The sequence below is a fragment of the Borreliella garinii genome, from assembly GCF_001922545.1.
GTDB lineage: Bacteria > Spirochaetota > Spirochaetia > Borreliales > Borreliaceae > Borreliella > Borreliella garinii.
In genome coordinates this window covers 252798-271198 of record NZ_CP018744.1, presented here as the reverse complement: position 1 = coordinate 271198, position 18401 = coordinate 252798, and the positions used below count along the sequence as shown (strand labels likewise).

Sequence of the window (18401 nt, the reverse complement as noted above, 5' to 3'; positions counted from 1 at the left end):
AGTATTAAGTTTTATGTTAAATCATTTTAATTTTAAATTGAAACGAGATGTTACAATAATAGTTCCTGGTGAAGCTTTTGTTTCAAATAAAAGAGTTATTTCTACAATTCTTGGTTCTTGTGTTGCTGTTGTGCTTTGGGATGAATCAAACAATTTAATTGGAATGAATCATTATGTTCTAGTTAGGTCAGATCTTGATATATCTCCTGATCAGAGAGGAAGGTATGGGATTTATGCTATTCCCATGTTAATAAATGCAATGTTAGAGAATGGGGCTAGTAAAAGTAATCTTAAGGCTAAGCTTTTTGGAGGAACTAATTTTATGGCAAAAGGATCTGTTAAAGTGGGACTTGAAAATTCAGAGTTTGCTGTTAATACATTAAATAAGTATTGTATTCCAATCTTAGCTAAAGATTTTGATCAATCTAAGTCACGAAAGATTTTTGCTTTTCCTGAAAACTTTAAGGTTATTGTGGAATATCCAGATGGAACAAAGGTTTTTTAATCTTGCCTGATGATTTTTTTAAAAATTCTCTCAATCAATTTCAATATGAAGCGGTTACCACTATTGAGGGTGCTCTTTTAATTATTGCTGGTGCTGGCAGTGGAAAAACAAGGGTTGTTACTCATAGAATAGCCTATTTGCTTCGAAAAGGCATCGCTCAGAAGGAAATTTTAGCCTTAACTTTTACTAATAAGGCGGCTAGTGAAATGAAAGATAGAATTAAAAAAATTTTAAAAAGTCCTCTTAGCAATCTTATGGTCTCAACTTTTCATGCTTTTGGACTTTTCTTTTTAAAAGAAAATTATAAATTGTTAGGATATAAAAAAAACTTTAGCATTTATGATGATAATGATAGAATTTCTCTTCTTAAAGAGATTTTACTTGATGAAGGTCTTTTAAATAAAAAAGTTTCTTTAAATTCGCTTAGCAATGCTATTTCACTTTTAAAAAATGGTATCCTAACCCTTAATGATTTAAAGGAAGAAGATATAAATATTTTTAAACTTTATGAAGAGCGATTAAGGCTTTACAATTCTTTTGATTTTGACGATTTAATTTTAAAGCCAAAAGAATTGTTAAGTAATAATTCTGACATTAGAAGTAAATATTCTAAAAGATATAGGTATGTTTTGATTGATGAGTTTCAAGATACTTCTTTGCTTCAATATAATTTTATTCGACTTTTAATAAATCATAGTAATTTATGTTGCGTTGGGGATGATGATCAATCGATATATTCTTGGCGTGGGGCTAGCTATAACAATATGTTGCAATTTGAAAAAGATTACAGCGCTAAAGAAATAAAGCTTGAACAAAATTATCGTTCTGCAAAAAATATTTTAGATGTTGCCAATTCTGTGATTTTAAATAATAAAAATCGAAAGGAAAAGACCTTATGGTCTTCAAAGATGTGTAGCAAAGTTATAGATGTTTTTGTGTTTGAGGATGAGATTCAAGAATCTGAGTTTGTTGCAAGTCAAATAATAGAGCTTTCAAGGATAGACGGTTTTAAATCTAAAAAAATAGGAGTTCTTATGCGAACTAATGCCCTTTTTAGAAACGTTGAGATGATTTTTAAAAGACAGGGCATAAAATATAAGGTTTCAGGGGGAACATCTTTTTTCCAGAGAAAAGAAATAAAGGATATTATTTCTTATTTAAATGTAATAATAAATCCTAAAAGTGATTATGATTTGCTTAGAATCATAAATGTTCCAAGAAGGGGAATTGGCAAGGAATATTTGAAAAAAATTAGAGATATAGCAGATAAGAAAGGTTGTTGTATTTATGATGCTCTTTGTGATATTGTTTTTTCTTTTACAAACACTTCTACTTACAATAAAGCTTTAAATAAGCAGGTCATTGAAAGTATAGAAGATTTTGTGTCTTTTATTGAAGAGTATCAATATAAATTTAGTATAACAAAAAACACTTATTCTAATATAATCAAAGAAATGATAGAAAGCATTGAATATTGGGGATTTCTGGTTAATGAAAATCCCAATTCAATTAAAGTGGCTGAGTATAAATATCAAAATATAGAAGGGTTTTTAAGTATAATTAAAAATTGGGAATCCAAGCAATTTGGCGAATTGAGAGATTTAAGCAGTTTTTTAAACTATATAGTTCTTCAATCTAATGAAGTTAGTGAGGAATCTGAAAATATTAATATTAATTTAATGACAGTGCATTCTGCTAAAGGTTTAGAATTTGATTATGTATTTTTTATTGCTGTTGAAGACAATATTATTCCGCATCATAGAATAATTGAAGAGAGCGAGATTGGTTTAGAGGAGGAAAGACGAGTTTTTTATGTTGCATTAACTCGTGCAAAAGATTCTCTTATTATTACTATGGCCAATAAGCGAAAAAAAGATAGGCAAATTTTTGATCAGCTGCCTTCAAGATTTATTTCAGAAATTCCTAAAGAATTTTTAAATTTTAACTATTATGCAGATTTTATTGAAAATAAAGCTTGATTAGCATTATTGAATGAATTTTAATATTGATTTAGTATATTACATTATTAATTATAATTAAGTCTAGGTATTTTTATGGATTTAATATAATCACATAATTAAAGGAAAGTTATTATGAGTATTGTAATTGATTCTTTTAAAGAGATATCAAAAATTCCAAGATGTTCAAAAAATGTTAAAGGAATCATTAATTTTATTAAGGAGAGATCCAAAAAATTTGGTTATTCTTTTAAAGAAGATAGTGTTGGAAATCTTGTGGTGCAGATAAAATCCAATAGTAATATTAATATGCATCCTATCATTTTACAATCTCATGTTGATATGGTTTGTGAAAAAAATGAATCTAGTTTGCATAATTTTGAAACAGATCCAATTGAAATTGTTGAAGAGGATGGGTATCTAAAAGGAGTGGGGACTACCCTTGGAGCTGATAATGGGATTGGAGTAGCTATGATGCTGAGCATTATGAGTGAGGCCAATAGCTTCTCTCATCCTGATTTAGAACTTCTTTTTACCGTTGATGAAGAAATAGGCCTAATAGGTGCTCTTAGTCTTGATTCTAAGCTATGCAGTGGCAAAAGCCTTATTAATCTTGATGGCGAGGAAGAGGGTTATTTTTTAGTTGGTTGTGCGGGATCAAGACTTGTTGAGATTGTTTTTTCTCCTCAGTATAGCCTTGCAACAAAAAAAACAAAAGTAGAAATTTTGCTTAAAGGGCTTAAAGGCGGCCATTCTGGGGCAGATATTCATTTAGATTTGGCAAATTCTTTAAAATTAATGTTTTTTGCTCTTTTCGAAATTAAAGCAAATATTGATTTTGAGATTGAAAGTATTTTTGGTGGAGACAGCAGTAATGCGATTCCAAATGAAGCCAAGGCTTTAATCTTTATTAATGATAGTGATTATGATTTATTAAGTAAAGAACTTAAACTTTTCGTATTTAAAGTTAAAAGTGTATATTCCCTTGAGGATGAATTTGACATTGTTGTTAATAAAAGAGAATTTTCATCAGTTAAAGTTCTTGATGAAAATAGCAAAAGCAAGCTTTTAAATATGGGAATGGGATTTTTGCATGGAGTTCAAAAAGTAGAAAATTATGAAAATAAGCTCATCAAAACTTCTTTAAATTTTTCAAGTCTTTTCAAAATTAAAGACGACTATATTTTTACTTTTTTAATAAGATCTTTATTTGATTCAGATAAAGAGTATGTTTTTAATCATTTACAATCAATAGTCGGTTTATCGGGAGCTAATTTGCGTGTAATTTATGACTATCCTTCTTGGAAGTCTGATAAGAATAATAATCTTTTAAAACATCTTAAAGAGGTGTATAAAGAAATGTATCTTGAAGATGCTAATATTTCTTTAATACATGCGGGGCTTGAGACAGGTATAATATCTTCTAGGTTGGGGGGCATAGAATCCGTTACCCTTGGACCTTGGATTGAATCGCCTCATACTACTAGAGAAAGAGTAAATATTTCTTCAACTATTAGAGTTTATGATTTTTTAAAAAAAAGTTTAGAAAGATTTCAAAAATTTTAGTTTTAAAAGTTTAATGTTTTAATATTATTTTTTTAATAAAGGCCCTATAGTTTTTATTATCCTTATCTTTTGTTGACTTAGAAATTAAATATTTATAAAATATTATAGTAATCATAGTTATTGGTGGTTGTAGCTCAGCTGGTAGAGCGTCGGGTTGTGGTTCCGAATGTCGCGGGTTCAAGCCCCGTCAATCACCCTGTATTTGATTTTCTTTTTAGCTGCATTCATAGCTCAATTGGATAGAGCAGTGGACTTCGAATCCAAAGGTTGCAGGTTCGAGTCCTGCTGAGTGCGAAAATATTATTTATTTCTTGGATTAGGCATACTTGCAAAAGCTTTTAAGTTTTTGTATACTAGTTTGAGTATGAAGTATGCAGGAGTGGTGGAATTGGCAGACACGCTAGACTTAGGATCTAGTGCTTTTGGCGTGTGGGTTCGACTCCCACCTTCTGTAAAAGTGCGAAAGTAACTCAGGGGTAGAGTGTCACCTTGCCAAGGTGGAAGTCGCGGGTTCAAATCCCGTCTTTCGCTTTTAAATAATTATCAATAAAGTTTAATTGAGGCATTAGCAGTGATTTTGAGTAAAGATATTAAACTTCTTCCAGGTTCAAAAGTTGAGGTTGTAATTAGAGTTTCAAAAAATGTTATTCAGGAAAAATATAAGTCGTTGTTGCAAGATTATTCTTCCCGACTTAAGATTCAGGGTTTTAGAATTGGAAAAGTCCCTATTAATATTATTGAGAATAAATATTCTGAGGGGTTGAGAGCTACTGTTTTAGAAGAAGTGATTAATGATTCTTTTAAAGAATTCTTCAAAGAAGAACCTAAAAGACCTTTGAGTTATGCTGCTCCTACTATAAAGGAAAAAGATTTAAGATTAGATCTTGATAAAGATTTTGAATTTACTTTTGTATATGAGACTTATCCTGAATTTGAAATTCCAAGTGTTGATAGTATTGATATTGAAATAGAGGTTCCTGAAGTTTTTATTGATGATTCTGATATTGATAATGAGATTAGGCGTCTTCAAATAGAAAATTCAATTATTATTGAAGATGAGGAAGGGGTTGTTAAGAAAGATAGCATTGTTAAAGTGGATTTTGTTGAACTTGATGATCTTTTAAATGAGATATTATCAACCAAAAGACAAGATTTTGTTTTTACAGTTGGAAAGTCTGAGACCTATTATGATTTTGACAGAGATGTAATTGGTATGAGGATAAATGAGGAGAAAGTTTTAGAAAAATATTACATTACGGATTACAAATTTGAAGAACTTGCGGGCTCTTCAAGAAAATTAAAGATTAAAATCAAAAGTATTAAAAAAAGAGATCTTCCCTTAATAGATGATGAATTTGCACAAGATATTAGCGACAGATATAATACGTTGGATGATCTTAAAAATTTTGTAAGATCTGATATTTTAAACGTTATTGAAGAAAAAAAAGAAACTTTAAAGCTAAATAAATTTTTTTCTACTATTTCTGAAAAATTAGAAATAGATATTCCGCATTCAATGATTGAGGCAGAAATTGAAATTGCTTTTAAGGATGCTGCAAAACAAAATAAGATGGGGCTTGATGAGTTTAAAAATATTTTTTATTCTTCGGGATATGTTGGTGGTGTCAATTTGAAAGATGAAATTCTTAGCAATTTGAAATCTAAGTTGATAATTCAGAAAATGGTGGATTTAGATCCAATTGAAGTTACTGAGAGTGATCTTGAGGATGAAATAGCTAGACAGTCTGAGAATTCAGGTGTGAGTTGCGAGGAGATTAAGAAATTTTATGAAGATCAAAATTTGATTTCTTATTTAAAGGATGATATCAAAAGGAAAAGAGTTAAGAAAAGAATTTTAGCAAATCTTAAAGAGGTAAAAGGCAAGCAAGTTTCTTTTAAAGATTTTGTTAATTATAAAATTTGTGAGTAAGAAAAATGGAATTTATGCATAATTTAATACCCACTGTGATAGAGCATACGGGAAATTATGAGAGAGTATTTGATATATATTCAAGATTGCTTAGAGAGCGTATAATATTTTTGAGTGGTGAGATTAATGATCCTAAGGCAGACACCGTTATTGCTCAACTTTTGTTTTTAGAATCAGAAGATTCAAATAAAGATATTTATCTCTATTTGAATTCTCCAGGAGGCAGTATTACTGCAGGTCTTGCGATTTATGATACTATGCAGTATATAAAACCTGATGTAAGGACAATTTGTATTGGTCAAGCCGCTTCAATGGGAGCTTTTTTGCTTGCTGGTGGCGCCAGGGGTAAAAGAGAATCTCTGGCTTATTCTAGAATAATGATTCATCAGCCTTGGGGAGGAATAAGTGGTCAGGCTAGTGATATTAATATACAAGCTAATGAAATTTTAAGACTTAAAAAGTTAATAATAGATATTATGTCTAATCAGATAGGGGTTGATAAGGAAAAACTGGCTCTTGATATGGAAAGAGATTATTTTATGACTTCAAACGATGCTCTTAAATATGGTCTTATTGATAGTATCTTAGTGAGGGAGTAGTTTTATTTTTGGTAAAAATTTTTATGGCAAGAGTAAAAGGTCAAAAAGTAAAAGAATGTTCTTTTTGTGGACTTAGCGTTGCTGAGCTTGGGGGCAATGTTGTTATATCTAATGGAGTAGCGATTTGCCCCGAATGTTCTAAAATATGTCACAATCTTTTTAAAGAAAAGTTGAGCAAGCCGCTAGATTCTAAATCCAATGGTTTGCCAACCCCCAAACAACTTAAAGATCATTTAGACATGCATGTTGTTGGACAAGAAGATGCAAAAAAAGTTTTGTCTGTGGCTGTTTACAACCATTATAAGAGAATATTGAAAAATAATAAATATGATAATGGCATTGAAATTGAAAAATCCAACATACTTTTGGTTGGGCCTACAGGCAGTGGTAAAACTTTGCTTGCAAAAACGTTGGCTGCAGAGATGAATGTGCCATTTGCAATAGCAGATGCTACGACTTTAACAGAAGCTGGATATGTTGGTGAAGATGTAGAAAATATTTTGCTTAAATTAATACATGCTGCTCATGGGGATGTTAGTCTAGCTGAGAAAGGGATTATTTATATAGACGAAATAGATAAAATTGCTAAAAAAAATGAAAACGTTTCAATAACAAGAGATGTTTCTGGAGAAGGGGTTCAGCAGGCTTTGTTAAAGATCATTGAGGGTACTATTGCTAATGTTCCTCCAAGAGGTGGTAGAAAGCATCCTTATGAGGATACTATTGAAATTAATACTCAAAATATACTCTTTATATGTGGTGGCGCTTTTGTTGGGCTTGAAAATATTGTTAAGAATCGAATAAACAAAAGTTCTATTGGGTTTTCAGCAATTGAAAAAAAGAATATAGAGGACACTTCATTAAAGTATTTAGAAATGGAAGATTTGATTAAATTTGGCTTGATACCAGAGTTTGTTGGTAGACTTCCTGTACATTCGTATCTTGAAAAGTTAAATAAAGAAGATTTGATGAAAATATTAGTTGATCCTCAAAATTCCATTATTAAACAGTATTATTATATGTTTAAAATGGATAATGTTGAATTGGTATTTGAAAAAGATGCTTTGGAATCAATTGTAGATGAAGCTATTCTAAAAAATACTGGGGCAAGAGGTCTTAGATCTATTTTAGAGGGTCTTCTTAAAGATGTTATGTTTGAGGTTCCTTCGATTAGCAAGACTAAGAAGGTTATTGTTACAAAAGAATCTGTTTTAAATACAGATATTAATCCATTAATTTTGGTGGGAAACGCAATTAAAAAGCCTTGGACAAAAGAGTTATATGAAATCAATCTTAAATATGATAAAAAGTAGAAAAGAAGATCTTCCAATTGTTATTTTAAAAGAAAATGTTCTTTTCCCCAATATTACATTGTGGGTAACCTTTGATAATGAATATGTAATTAATTCCATAGCCCAATCCATGTTAGAGGAAAGATTGATTCTTTTTGCGTATCCAAATGAATCTAATCATGACGAATCTGGTAAAGGGGGGGTTAAAAACCTATGTTCTGTAGGCACTTATTCTAAACTTATCCAGGTTATAAAGGTCAGTAAAGACGTAGTAAAGGTTTTGGTTGAGTGTCAAAGCAGAGTTCTTATAGGCAGTGTTTCAAAAAAAAATGATTATTTAAGAGCTAAAGTTACTTTTGTTCCTGATGCTAGTGGATTAAACAGAGAGCTTTTTACTTATTCTAAATTTTTAAAAGAAACTTACGAAGTTTATAGAAATTCTTTATCTTTAAAATCTTATGATAGTGATAATGAGCCAATTAATTATTTTGAAAATCCAAGCAAGCTTGTTGATATTATAGCTTCTAATTCAAACTTAGAAAATAGTATAAAATTAGAGCTTTTGCAAGAGTTAAATGTTAAAACCAGAATAGAAAAGTTAATTGTTAATTTAAACATTGAAATTGACCTTTTAGATCTTAAAAAAGATATTAATTCTAAAGTTAGAGCTAAGTTGGATAAAGGACAAAGAGATTATTTTCTTTCTGAGCAAGTTAAAGAGATACAAAAAAGATTAGGTAAAGATGAGAACGATTATATTGACAGGTTAAATTCCAAAGATATTCCAGAAGATGTTAAATCTAAGATTGAAAAAGAAATTTCTAGATTATCTAAAATGCAGATGAATTCTCCCGATGCTAATATTATTAGAAGTTATATAGAATTAATATTAGATCTTCCTTGGAATGAAAATACTGTTATGAAAAATCATTTAAGCGAGATTGAGTTTATCTTAAGAAATTCTCATTATGGTATGGATGAAGCAAAAGAAAAGATAATAAATTTTTTAGCTGTTTATCAAATTAATTCTAAGGTTAAAGCTCCTATTTTATGCCTTGTAGGGCCTCCCGGTATTGGCAAAACATCTCTTGTAGAATCTGTTGCAAGATCGTTGTCTAGAGAATTTGTTAAAATATCTCTTGGTGGCTTAAGAGATGAGGCAGAAATCAGGGGACACAGAAGAACCTATGTTGGTTCTCTTCCAGGTGTTTTTATTAGTGCAATGAAAAGAGCAGGCAAATCTAATCCTGTTATTCTTCTCGATGAAATAGATAAAATTAATAATAGTTATAAAGGAAATCCCGAATCTGCCCTTTTAGAAGTTTTAGATCCCGAGCAAAATTACAAATTTATAGATCATTATTTAGAAATTCCTTATGATCTTTCTAATGTTTTATTTGTTACAACAGCCAATTCTCTTAATGGTATGTCAAAGCCACTTCTTGATAGAATGGAAATAATTAAAGTTGAGGGTTATTCTTATATTGAAAAGTTAGAGATTGCTAAGATTTTTTTGATTCCAAGTATAATTAAAGAGAGTTTTTTAGACAAAGTTTATATAAGAATAGAAGATGAGGTTATTTTTAATTTAATTAGAAACTATACTATGGAATCTGGCGTAAGGGGACTAAAGAGAGTTTTAACTAATTTAATTAGAAAACTTGTAAGGGAATTGCTTTATGAGTATTCTAAAGATCAAATCATCAAAGGCAATTTTTATTCACCAAGTTCTTTAATACATGGAAACAATTCACTTTTTACTCATGATCCTGATATTCCAGGTATTTATAAAATAATAAATATTAATAATTATTGTAATTATGTTGATACTGAGTATAACTTGGATTTAATTAAGATTGACTCTTCTGGATTTGTTTATGGACTTGCTTGGACAAATTATGGTGGCGCAGTTCTTCCTGTTGAGGCAACTAAGTTTGAGAAAACAGGAGACATTATTCTAACAGGAAGTCTTGGGGCTATTATGAAAGAGAGTGCACAGCTTGCATATTCTATAGTTAAGACCTATTCTTCTAAGCTTAATTTTGACATAAAAGAAAGTCCCGAAATTCATTTACATTTTCCAGAAGGGGCAACGCCAAAAGATGGACCTTCTGCAGGTATTACCATTGCAACAGCAATTGCTTCAATACTGTCTGACAAGAAGGTCCCCTTGGATCTTGCAATGACTGGTGAGGTGACTTTAAAAGGTTTTGTTCTTCCCGTGGGTGGTATTAAAGAAAAAGTTTTAGCAGCCTATAGAAATGGTATAAACAAAGTTATTTTACCTAAAGATAATAAAAAAGATTATTTTAAGCTTCCAGAAGAAGTTAAGGATAATATAGATGTTAAGTTTGTCTCTAGCTTGGAAGAAGTTTTTGATTATTTGAATATTATTTAAAAGTTTATATATTTATATTTTAGGAGTAGATATATGAAAGATGGAGTTAGAAGGCCCTCAAGCAGTAGGACGTCTTTTAGTGCTCAGCCTTATGCTAAAAACTTGAGAAAGAATAATGATTTTTCTTGTTTTGTTAAAAATAATTTGGGAAAAAATTTTTCAAAGGGTAAGAAAAAGGGTAAATAAAAAAGTGGCTTTAATTAGCCACTTTTTGTTCTTTTAATAATACAGAAATAAAAAAGATATGTTATGCTCTCTTAGAATAATACTCTACAACCATTTGCTCATTAGCAAGTGTTGGTATCTCATCTCTTGATGGAGCATGCTTTACTTTTATGTTTAAATCATCGGCGTTTACTTCTATCCAAGTTGGTAAATTTCTAAGAGACGAAGTTTTTTCTATATTTGATCTTATTAGTTTTTTTAGACTGTCTTTTTCTTTTATTTGAATTTGATCATTTGCTCTTAGTATTATTGAAGGGATTGTGACTCTTCTTCCATTTAATATAATAATACCGTGAGAAACTATTTGCCTTGCGTGTGCTCTTGAGATGGCAAATCCAGCTCTATATACAATATTGTCAATTCTTCTCTCAAGTATTGAGAGCAAGTTGTCTCCAGTAACACCGTGGTGTTTTTTAGCTTCTTTAAAAGTATTGGTTAACTGTCTTTCACTTACGCCATAAGTAAACTTTATCTTTTGCTTTTCTATTAATTGTTTTCCATACTCTGTAATTTTAGCTTTTCTGGCTTTTCCATGCATTCCGGGAGGATGTGGCTTTTTTTTAAGGATTTTGTCATATTTTGGCTGCTCAAAAATGTTAATACCGAATCTCCTTACCAGCTTACCTTTAGCTATTTGTTTTCTATTCATCAATTCCTCACATATTAAAAATAAAGCATAGCAGGGATAGGACTCGAACCTATGACCTTCGGGTTATGAGCCCGACGAGCTACCAACTGCTCTACCCTGCGTCTTACAGTTTAAAATGTTAGCACAACTTTATTATAAGTGTCAATTATTTGTTTATTATTAATTAAATAATTAAATTAGACTAAGAAATATATATCATTTATTTCTTTATATTCTTGTTTTATTATTTTCCTAATATTTTGTGTTTTATTTATAAAACTTTGAAATTCATTTTCTGAATTTAAATTTATTTTGATATAAAGCACAAGCTTGTTACCTTGATTATGAAAATTGAGTGTTTTAAAGTTTATATTTAAATTTTTTAATGTATCTTTTACGCTTCTTTTAAGATCTATATTTTGCTTTGAGAGTAAATTGTTTGCGTTATTTATTATTACGTTAAGTCCCTCTTTTATTATAATAAAACCAATAAATATAGACATGATTTTATCAAATCCACTCCACATATAAGTTGCAAGTAGCAAGCTTAGTGTAATCCCACCATGTGAGAATATACAGTTTTTATCAGCTGAAGCTAATGCTAAGAGAAGTTGATTGTTGTATCTTTTTCCTATTTGGAATTTTGTTAAATATTCTATTATTTTCACTATAAAAAAAATGAAGGGGGTTATTGGTATCCATAAGCTTTTTTTAAGAGATTTATTTGAAAATATTTCTAGTATATTTTTTTTGTCTTCTTCGCTGTGGTTGTGATCATGGTTATGGTCGTGGTCGTGGTCGTGGTCGTGGTCGTGTAAATGGTTGTGGTCATGTTCATATATAGTATCATTTTTTTTGTTTTGGTGTATGTGAAGATTAAATCCAGATTCTCCCCCAAGGGTGATAAATTTATTTAATCCGGTTGTATTTAAAAATAGTGTAAATCCTGCCATAAGTATTATTATTCCCATGATAAAAGCTATTAAGCTTTCCATTAGTTTATGTCCATGGGGATAATGGATGGTTTCAGGTTTGCTTGTAATTTTTAAACTAAAATAAGTTATTGTAGATAAAACAAAGTCGGCCATGACGTGGAAAGCATCAGCAATAAGTGCAAATGAGTTAAATAGTATTCCGACAGTAAGCTTAGAAGATATTGATGCTACTTCTGTAAATATAGAGATTATTCCTATTCCCATTACAAATTTATCTTCTTCTATTTCAGATTCTAATTCTTTTTTATATTGAGAATCTATATTTTCAAATCCTAAGCTTAAAAGCTCTTCTTGTATTTCAGTAATTTTACATGAAATTGTTTTAAATTTATTTTTTTTGCTATAGTAAATTAAATTACTAATCATTATTCTTTCTATGCCTTCTGATTTAAAATCGTCACTAATATAAAAATGAATTATTTCAATTTGATCAGCTTTTGTTTTTGCTTTAAGATTTGCAATTAATTTTGAATTATTTTCAATATAAACGATACAGATATCTTCTTTTTTAAAAGGATCCAGCTTTAAATAAGTAAATTTATGAAGGTTTTTTAAGCTTATTACCTTGACCATAATTGTAACATTCTCCTAGTTATTGCATAATTTTATTAATGTAGTATTAATACTGCATTTTATCATTTATTAAATTTAAGCTCAATATTGGCTTTTTAAGACAAAAGTGAGGAATATTTTATGCGGCAAGCGGATTTTTTTGTGAAAAAATGTAAAAAAAATATTTTACATAATAATGATTTGTACAGTTTAATTGAGAATATTAAAAATATTTTTTGTGATACTTTAAAAGATTTTGACAGAAAGTCATTAGAGGATATATTTAGTTATTATTATGAAGCTTATGATCTTAATAATAGTTTATACAGCTTTGTAGAAAAATTTGTTCCAATTATTAATTTTTTATTATCTGAGGATTTGGAATATAATTTTAATTCTGATGAAAAAAAACTTATTTTAAATGTGTTTGATTTATCTGCCAATACTCTTGAAAGTGACAAATTAAATAGACTTGCAAGTGCTTTAGTTTCTCTAAAGATATTAGATTGATTTAATTTTTTCAAGTTGAGATTGTGTTACTCTCCGAAACTCTTTTTTATCAAAAGGAGTTTTTAGCAAATCTTTTAATGTATAAATTTTTATTAGCGTTTTGTTTTCATTAAATGAGTTAGGTTCTGTTATTATTATTTGTGTGTCTTGATCAAAAAATTCTGCCATTACTTGCAGGCATATAGCACATGGAATAGCTTCAGGACTTGTATTAAGTAATAAAAAATCTATTGTTTGTACGCCAATTTTTGCAATCATATTTGAAATAGCACTTCTTTCTGCGCAACAAGTTGCTCCAAAGCTTGCATTCTCAACATTTGTTCCAATAAAAAAATCGTTTGTTTTGGTCTTAATACAGACCCCTACTTTGAATTTTGAATATGGAGAATATGAATTGTTTCTTGCTTTTTCTGCCATATAAAATGCTTTATCTATATCTTCTTGTTTTGGTTTTTCCACCATTTTCCCTCATCTTTTATATTTTATTAGCTCTTGTGGCTTATTTTATTGAAATATTGTAATATAGTCAATGTAAAATAAGTTAAAAACTTGTTTTATGAAAGGTTTACGGACTTTGTTATGAGAGATGTTATTAATTTTATTGAAAAGTATAATAATTTTATTATTATTGGACACAAAGATCCTGATTTTGATTGCATAGGTTCGTCTTTAGCTTTATCATCTTTTCTCTCAAGAATTGGTAAAAATTCTATTTTGTTAAATGAAGGTCCTTTTGTTAGAAAAGAAATAATTCCTTTTAAGGATAAATTTTTATCTGAATGGCCTAATATTGATCTTTCAGATTATTCAGCTATTATTTTGGACTGTTCAATTCTAGATAGGATAGGCGATGAATTTATATTTTATGTAAAGGATATGCCTATTTTAGTAATTGATCATCACATGTCTGGTGAAAAATTAAAATGTGAAAGTTATATTGATCCTTTTGCACCCTCTACTACTTTTTTAATTGAAAAATTGATCAGAGAGTTTGGATATGATCTTACAAAAGAAGAGGCTTGGTATATTTTAGTAGGATTTTGCACTGATACTGGTTTTTTTAAATTTATTTCAAGAAGTGATCCGGAGCCTTTTGAAATGGTTGCTAGACTGATTTCAAAAGGAATAAGCCTTAAAGAAGTTCACAGTTATATAGAAACAACCAAAAGCCTAAAATCAATAGAAACTCTCAAGTTAATGTTAAACAGTCTTGAATCTTATTGGAATGGGAAGGTTTTGTTTACATTTTTATCTTCTTCTAGTTTTAATAAAGATGGTAGTGTTAGTGGAGTTAATGAACTTTTTTATATGATTTTGAGCAATGTTGAAAATAATGAAATTTTAGGCATTTTAAAGGAAATGGATGATGGTTCGATTATAGTTGGGCTAAGATCCAAAGATTCTTTTAATGTTGGAAAATTAGCAGAAGATTTTGGGGGCGGGGGACATAAAAATGCTAGTGGGTTTAGAATTAAACAAAGTTCTCTGGAGATCGTAAAAAATCGAATGCTAGCATACATTAAGGATAATATTTATTTGTAATATCCCTTAAAGGGATAGTTCCTTTTGGATCAAAATCCTTAGTGAGTGTTAAAAATCCAGATTTAAATGCCAGAGGTGTTGTTCCATAAATGATTACTATGTTTTTTATCCAATTTAATTTTTTAATATGTTGAGGTGTAAGAGATACAATTACACTTATTTTATCTTTATATTCTTTCAAATTTTCTAAGTATTTTAAGCTTCCGGGCGTTGATAAATTAAAGATTACTTGCTCAAATTTTTTAATTAATTTTTTAATTTCGTCGAGTTTTTGGGGATTAATCCCGTTTAAGGGATAATAGCTATAATAATAAGCATATGTATTTTGAAATATTTTTTTGCCTTCTGTAATCATTTTATAATAAGGAGATATTATAAGGGTTTTTTTAGTTTTAGACATTTCTTTTTCTATTCTTACTTTTGTAATACCTCTTAGTGTGCTTTGTTCAAAAAATTTTTCACCTTCTTTTGAATATATTTTTTCATTTTTATTTAAATTAGGATAAAGATCAGATTGATTTTTATTTTCTTTTAAGTATTCCAATTTTATTCTTAATATTCTTTTATTAGATTCAATAATATTGTTTTTTATTTCTGAATCTTTTTTCATTAAGTTTAATAGCGTGTTGTAAGCATTTTTTTGTATATTTTCATTTAAAGATATTAAAAAAATGTCACTTTTGGTTCTAACTATTCTTTCGATTGTATTATAAATACTCTCATTATTGTATTTTACTGCATTCATTAATAGGTCATCGGTAATTATTATGTTATTATATTTTAATTTTTTTCTTAGTATATCTTTAATTATTTTTGTTGAGGATGATGCAGGAATATTTTCTCCATTTGTAAGCTTTGGATATGCTATATGGCCTGTCATTATTACAGGTATGTTTTCTTGGATTAGTATTTTATATGGCAAAAGTTCATTTAAATTTATTTCTAGCAAATTAGAATTTATTATTGGAATATTTATATGGGAGTCAAGAGTAGTATTGCCGTGTCCTGGGAAATGCTTTGCAGTAGAAATTATTCCTCCTTGCTTTTGTCCTTTGTAAAAGGCCAGAGAAAAAAGTGATACTATTTTAGTGTTATCTGAATATGTTCTTGGCCCTATTGTGAAATTATTTTCGTTACTATATATATCTACTATGGGTGCAAAATTTAAATTTATTCCAAGCTGACTTAGCTCTTGTGCTATATAATATCCTGTATTATAAGAATCTTTTGGAGATAGAGATGCTGCAATCCCAAGATTACCAATTGTTTCTGATGTATTTAATTTTATGTGCTGTGCCAATCCTCCTTCTTGATCTGTTGCTACAAATAAAGGAATTTTAAATTTATTATTTTGAGATGTTTTTTGAGCTTTATTAATACTTTCTGTTAAGTTTTTTAAATTTTTTGCGTTCCATCCAAAAATTTTAATTCCACCAAGGTTTTTTTTACTTATAAAATCAAGAACAAAATTTGTTATTGATTGATTTGGATAGCTTATCATAAACATTTGTCCTAATAGCTCATGGTCTTGCATTTTGCTTACCATTTCGTTTATTAGTTTTTCTCTTTCCATCGTATCCCAAAAATCAATTGAGAAGCAGTTATTAGCTATAAAAAGGACAATAAGATAAAAATTTCTTTTCATTTAACCATACAAATAATAAATGCTAATATTAGTGTCTATGCTTATTAGCAAATCATTTTGTATTATACTGCATAATAATGCTTTTGAATAATAATATTGACAAAGCATTGCTTAATTTATACACTTAATAAAAGTTTAAGCTGATGTAGCTCAGCTGGTTAGAGCACTCGGCTCATATCCGAGTTGTCGTGGGTTCAAGTCCCTCCATCAGCATTAGGGGTTTTAAATGGTAGTGGGAATTATTCTTGCAAATGGCTTTGAAGATATTGAGGCTATAATTCCGATTGATATTTTAAGACGGGGCAATGTTAATATTCAAGTTATCAGCTTAAATGATAACAATGTTGTTACAAGTTCAAAAGGTGTTTCTTTTTTAACAGACGATGTAATATCAAACTGTAAGGAGAATTGTTTTGATTTGATAATTCTTCCGGGAGGCATGCCTGGAGCCACCAATCTTTTTAATTCAAAAGAATTGGATTTGATTTTAAAAGATATGAATGCTAGAGGTAAATTTATTGCAGCTATTTGCGCTTCTCCAGTAGTAGTGCTTGCTGCTAAAGGTCTTTTAGGATTTAATAAGTTTACATGTTATCCGGGTTTGGAAAAAAGTGTGCTTGATGGTGAGTTTGTAGATAAAAATGTTGTTATTAGCAATAATTTTATTACTTCCAAAGGAGTTGGAACTTCATTTGAATTTGCTTTTACTCTTCTTGAAATGATAAAGGGAAAACAAATAATGGAAAATGTTAAAGAAACAACCTTGCTTTGTGACAGTTAAACATAAAATTATTTGAAATAATTATGCTAAATAAATCAAATTTAAGTTTTAAAATTAAAAATTTTTTGGAATCAAATTATAAATGTCATTAAGAATTGTTGATTCTTCGTTTGTTGGTATTGCTAGTATTTTTACTTTGCTCTTAATGGTTGATATTTCGGATTCCAAATTTTTGTTTTGAGCCATTTTATTTTTTTCAAGGTCCAGCTCTATTCCAATTTTTTCAAACCCTTTTAGTGCAAGCTCCCTTACTTCATAATCAACAACACCAATTCCACCTGTAAAAACTATTGCATCAACATTAAAATCAAGAATGGCAATGTAAGATCCAATATATTTTTTTAATCTATATGTCATTATTTCTACTGCAAGTTTTGATTGATATTCTCCTTCTTCGATTTTGTTCCAAATATCTCTCATGTCATTTGATTTTTCAGAAATTCCTAGCATACCGCTTTCTTTATTTAATATTTCTTCAATTTGTTGAGTGTTTTTATTTAATATCGTGCTCATCAAATTAATAATTGATGGGTCTATATCTCCACTTCTTGTTCCCATTACAAGGCCTTCAAGTGGAGTAATTCCCATGCTTGTGTCATAAGATTTTCCATCTTTAACAGCATTAATGCTTGCGCCATTTCCAAGATGTAATATTATTAAATTTAGATTATCTATTTTTTTATTTAAAATTTCTGAAGATCTTTTTGTTGCGTAAGAATAAGAGAGACCATGAAAGCCGTATTTTCTAATATTGTGTTCTTTGTACCAAGAATATGGGGTTGCGTAAAGAAAAGCGTGTTCTTTTATAGTTTGATGCCATGATGTATCGAAGCATAAAACTTGTTTTGCGTGTGGTAAAATTTTAAGTACTGTTTCTATTGCGGCTATTGCACTTGGGTTGTGAAGTGGAGCAAGTTTGGAACTTTGTTTTAATTTATCTAAAATGCTGTTTTTAAGAATTACTGAATTTTTAAAGTTTGATCCCCCATGTACAACGCGATGTCCTATTATTTTAATCTCACTGATAGTTTTAAGGATTTTTGAATTACTGTTTAGCAATATTTTAAACATTTTTTCTATTGCTTTTGGGTGATTTTCAATTCCTTTCTCAAATCTTTCTGTGATTGATCCGTCAGTATTTATAATTTTTATGATTGATTTTTGTTCTTTTATTTTTTCAATAACTCCAGATATTAATTTTTTTGAATTTTCATATTGATAAATAGCGAATTTTAACGAAGAACTTCCTGTGTTTATGATTAATATTTTCATTTT

At 29.2% G+C, this 18401-nt stretch carries 16 protein-coding genes and 6 tRNA genes; 16 read left to right on the top strand and 6 right to left on the bottom strand.

Annotation, left to right across the window (positions count from 1 at the left end):
• The first annotated feature begins 13 nt into the window (after nt 1–13).
• The 12 genes from cheD to BLA33_RS05750 all read left to right on the top strand — a co-directional run bounded on the left by cheD (nt 14) and on the right by BLA33_RS05750 (nt 10434).
• A complete protein-coding gene (gene cheD / locus BLA33_RS01235; RefSeq protein ID WP_029346400.1) occupies nt 14–505 on the top strand; it encodes a chemoreceptor glutamine deamidase CheD in 492 nt (163 codons plus the stop codon).
• Complete coding sequence (locus tag BLA33_RS01230; protein ID WP_088123885.1) at nt 505–2484, top strand: ATP-dependent helicase; 1980 nt, start codon at nt 505–507, stop codon at nt 2482–2484. Before cheD ends, BLA33_RS01230 begins: the two co-directional genes overlap by 1 nt.
• Before the next feature lie 114 nt (nt 2485–2598).
• Nucleotides 2599–4029, top strand: a complete 1431-nt coding sequence (pepD, locus tag BLA33_RS01225) for a beta-Ala-His dipeptidase (protein WP_029346401.1) — start codon at nt 2599–2601, stop codon at nt 4027–4029.
• Nucleotides 4030–4152: 123 nt separating this feature from the next.
• A tRNA-His gene (locus BLA33_RS01220) sits at nt 4153–4225 on the top strand.
• Nucleotides 4226–4249: 24 nt separating this feature from the next.
• A tRNA-Arg gene (locus BLA33_RS01215) sits at nt 4250–4323 on the top strand.
• 79 nt (nt 4324–4402) lie between these two features.
• Nucleotides 4403–4483: transfer RNA gene (locus BLA33_RS01210), tRNA-Leu, on the top strand.
• Nucleotides 4484–4488: 5 nt separating this feature from the next.
• Nucleotides 4489–4560, top strand: a tRNA-Gly gene (locus tag BLA33_RS01205).
• Nucleotides 4561–4600: 40 nt separating this feature from the next.
• A complete protein-coding gene (gene tig, locus BLA33_RS01200) occupies nt 4601–5959 on the top strand; it encodes a trigger factor (RefSeq protein WP_029346402.1) in 1359 nt (452 codons plus the stop codon).
• Between the two features lie 14 nt (nt 5960–5973).
• Complete coding sequence (clpP, locus tag BLA33_RS01195) at nt 5974–6558, top strand: ATP-dependent Clp endopeptidase proteolytic subunit ClpP (RefSeq protein WP_014653791.1); 585 nt, start codon at nt 5974–5976, stop codon at nt 6556–6558.
• A 23-nt stretch (nt 6559–6581) separates the two neighbouring features.
• Complete coding sequence (gene clpX / locus BLA33_RS01190) at nt 6582–7871, top strand: ATP-dependent protease ATP-binding subunit ClpX (RefSeq protein ID WP_075226575.1); 1290 nt, start codon at nt 6582–6584, stop codon at nt 7869–7871.
• The gene (gene lon, locus BLA33_RS01185; protein WP_029346403.1) at nt 7858–10248 is read left to right on the top strand and encodes an endopeptidase La; all 2391 of its coding nucleotides are present in this window, start codon (nt 7858–7860) and stop codon (nt 10246–10248) included. The genes clpX and lon overlap by 14 nt, the downstream gene beginning before the upstream one ends.
• A gap of 33 nt (nt 10249–10281) precedes the next feature.
• Complete coding sequence (locus BLA33_RS05750; protein ID WP_004791410.1) at nt 10282–10434, top strand: hypothetical protein; 153 nt, start codon at nt 10282–10284, stop codon at nt 10432–10434.
• Between the two features lie 61 nt (nt 10435–10495).
• Here the strand turns inward: BLA33_RS05750 and rpsD are convergent, their stop codons facing one another.
• The 3 genes from rpsD to BLA33_RS01170 form a co-directional block, all read right to left on the bottom strand.
• Nucleotides 10496–11122 carry a 30S ribosomal protein S4 gene (gene rpsD, locus BLA33_RS01180; protein ID WP_011193922.1) on the bottom strand — a complete coding sequence of 209 codons (627 nt, stop codon included), beginning with the start codon at nt 11120–11122 and terminating at the stop codon, nt 10496–10498.
• A 28-nt stretch (nt 11123–11150) separates the two neighbouring features.
• Nucleotides 11151–11223: transfer RNA gene (locus BLA33_RS01175), tRNA-Met, on the bottom strand.
• 75 nt (nt 11224–11298) lie between these two features.
• Nucleotides 11299–12669, bottom strand: a complete 1371-nt coding sequence (locus BLA33_RS01170) for a cation diffusion facilitator family transporter (protein ID WP_075226339.1) — start codon at nt 12667–12669, stop codon at nt 11299–11301.
• A gap of 120 nt (nt 12670–12789) precedes the next feature.
• Here BLA33_RS01170 and BLA33_RS01165 point away from each other — a divergent pair, with 120 nt between their 5' ends.
• Nucleotides 12790–13158 carry a hypothetical protein gene (locus BLA33_RS01165; RefSeq protein ID WP_029346404.1) on the top strand — a complete coding sequence of 123 codons (369 nt, stop codon included), beginning with the start codon at nt 12790–12792 and terminating at the stop codon, nt 13156–13158.
• Here BLA33_RS01165 and cdd read toward each other — a convergent pair.
• Entirely contained in the window at nt 13150–13617 is a 468-nt protein-coding gene (cdd, locus tag BLA33_RS01160) for a cytidine deaminase (protein ID WP_004790806.1), read from the bottom strand. The two genes, BLA33_RS01165 and cdd, sit on opposite strands and share 9 nt — an antisense overlap.
• A 120-nt stretch (nt 13618–13737) precedes the next feature.
• Between cdd and BLA33_RS01155 the strand changes: the two genes are divergently transcribed.
• Nucleotides 13738–14700: a DHH family phosphoesterase gene (locus BLA33_RS01155; protein WP_029346405.1), complete on the top strand. Its 963-nt coding sequence runs from the start codon at nt 13738–13740 to the stop codon at nt 14698–14700.
• Here the strand turns inward: BLA33_RS01155 and BLA33_RS01150 are convergent.
• On the bottom strand, nt 14678–16273 hold the full coding sequence (locus BLA33_RS01150; protein ID WP_029346406.1) for a glycoside hydrolase family 3 N-terminal domain-containing protein: 1596 nt from the start codon (nt 16271–16273) through the stop codon (nt 14678–14680). The two genes, BLA33_RS01155 and BLA33_RS01150, sit on opposite strands and share 23 nt — an antisense overlap.
• Nucleotides 16274–16484: 211 nt before the next feature.
• Between BLA33_RS01150 and BLA33_RS01145 the strand changes: the two genes are divergently transcribed.
• Nucleotides 16485–16558: transfer RNA gene (locus tag BLA33_RS01145), tRNA-Met, on the top strand.
• 13 nt (nt 16559–16571) lie between these two features.
• A complete protein-coding gene (locus BLA33_RS01140) occupies nt 16572–17126 on the top strand; it encodes a DJ-1 family glyoxalase III (protein WP_029346407.1) in 555 nt (184 codons plus the stop codon).
• 54 nt (nt 17127–17180) lie between these two features.
• On the opposite strand, the gene BLA33_RS01135 is transcribed toward BLA33_RS01140, so the two are convergent.
• Nucleotides 17181–18398: an acetate kinase gene (locus BLA33_RS01135; protein ID WP_075226338.1), complete on the bottom strand. Its 1218-nt coding sequence runs from the start codon at nt 18396–18398 to the stop codon at nt 17181–17183.
• Nucleotides 18399–18401 lie beyond the last annotated feature (3 nt).

Coding starts and splice junctions, on each gene's coding strand:
- clpX (WP_075226575.1), top strand. CDS start 6,582: ATGGCAAGAGTAAAAGGTCAAAAAGTAAAAGAATGTTCTTTTTGTGGA.
- BLA33_RS01155 (WP_029346405.1), top strand. CDS start 13,738: ATGAGAGATGTTATTAATTTTATTGAAAAGTATAATAATTTTATTATT.
- pepD (WP_029346401.1), top strand. CDS start 2,599: ATGAGTATTGTAATTGATTCTTTTAAAGAGATATCAAAAATTCCAAGA.
- lon (WP_029346403.1), top strand. CDS start 7,858: ATGATAAAAAGTAGAAAAGAAGATCTTCCAATTGTTATTTTAAAAGAA.
- rpsD (WP_011193922.1), bottom strand. CDS start 11,122: ATGAATAGAAAACAAATAGCTAAAGGTAAGCTGGTAAGGAGATTCGGT.
- cheD (WP_029346400.1), top strand. CDS start 14: ATGTTAAATCATTTTAATTTTAAATTGAAACGAGATGTTACAATAATA.
- BLA33_RS01165 (WP_029346404.1), top strand. CDS start 12,790: ATGCGGCAAGCGGATTTTTTTGTGAAAAAATGTAAAAAAAATATTTTA.
- BLA33_RS01170 (WP_075226339.1), bottom strand. CDS start 12,669: ATGGTCAAGGTAATAAGCTTAAAAAACCTTCATAAATTTACTTATTTA.
- clpP (WP_014653791.1), top strand. CDS start 5,974: ATGCATAATTTAATACCCACTGTGATAGAGCATACGGGAAATTATGAG.
- BLA33_RS05750 (WP_004791410.1), top strand. CDS start 10,282: ATGAAAGATGGAGTTAGAAGGCCCTCAAGCAGTAGGACGTCTTTTAGT.
- BLA33_RS01135 (WP_075226338.1), bottom strand. CDS start 18,398: ATGAAAATATTAATCATAAACACAGGAAGTTCTTCGTTAAAATTCGCT.
- BLA33_RS01140 (WP_029346407.1), top strand. CDS start 16,572: ATGGTAGTGGGAATTATTCTTGCAAATGGCTTTGAAGATATTGAGGCT.
- BLA33_RS01150 (WP_029346406.1), bottom strand. CDS start 16,273: ATGGAAAGAGAAAAACTAATAAACGAAATGGTAAGCAAAATGCAAGAC.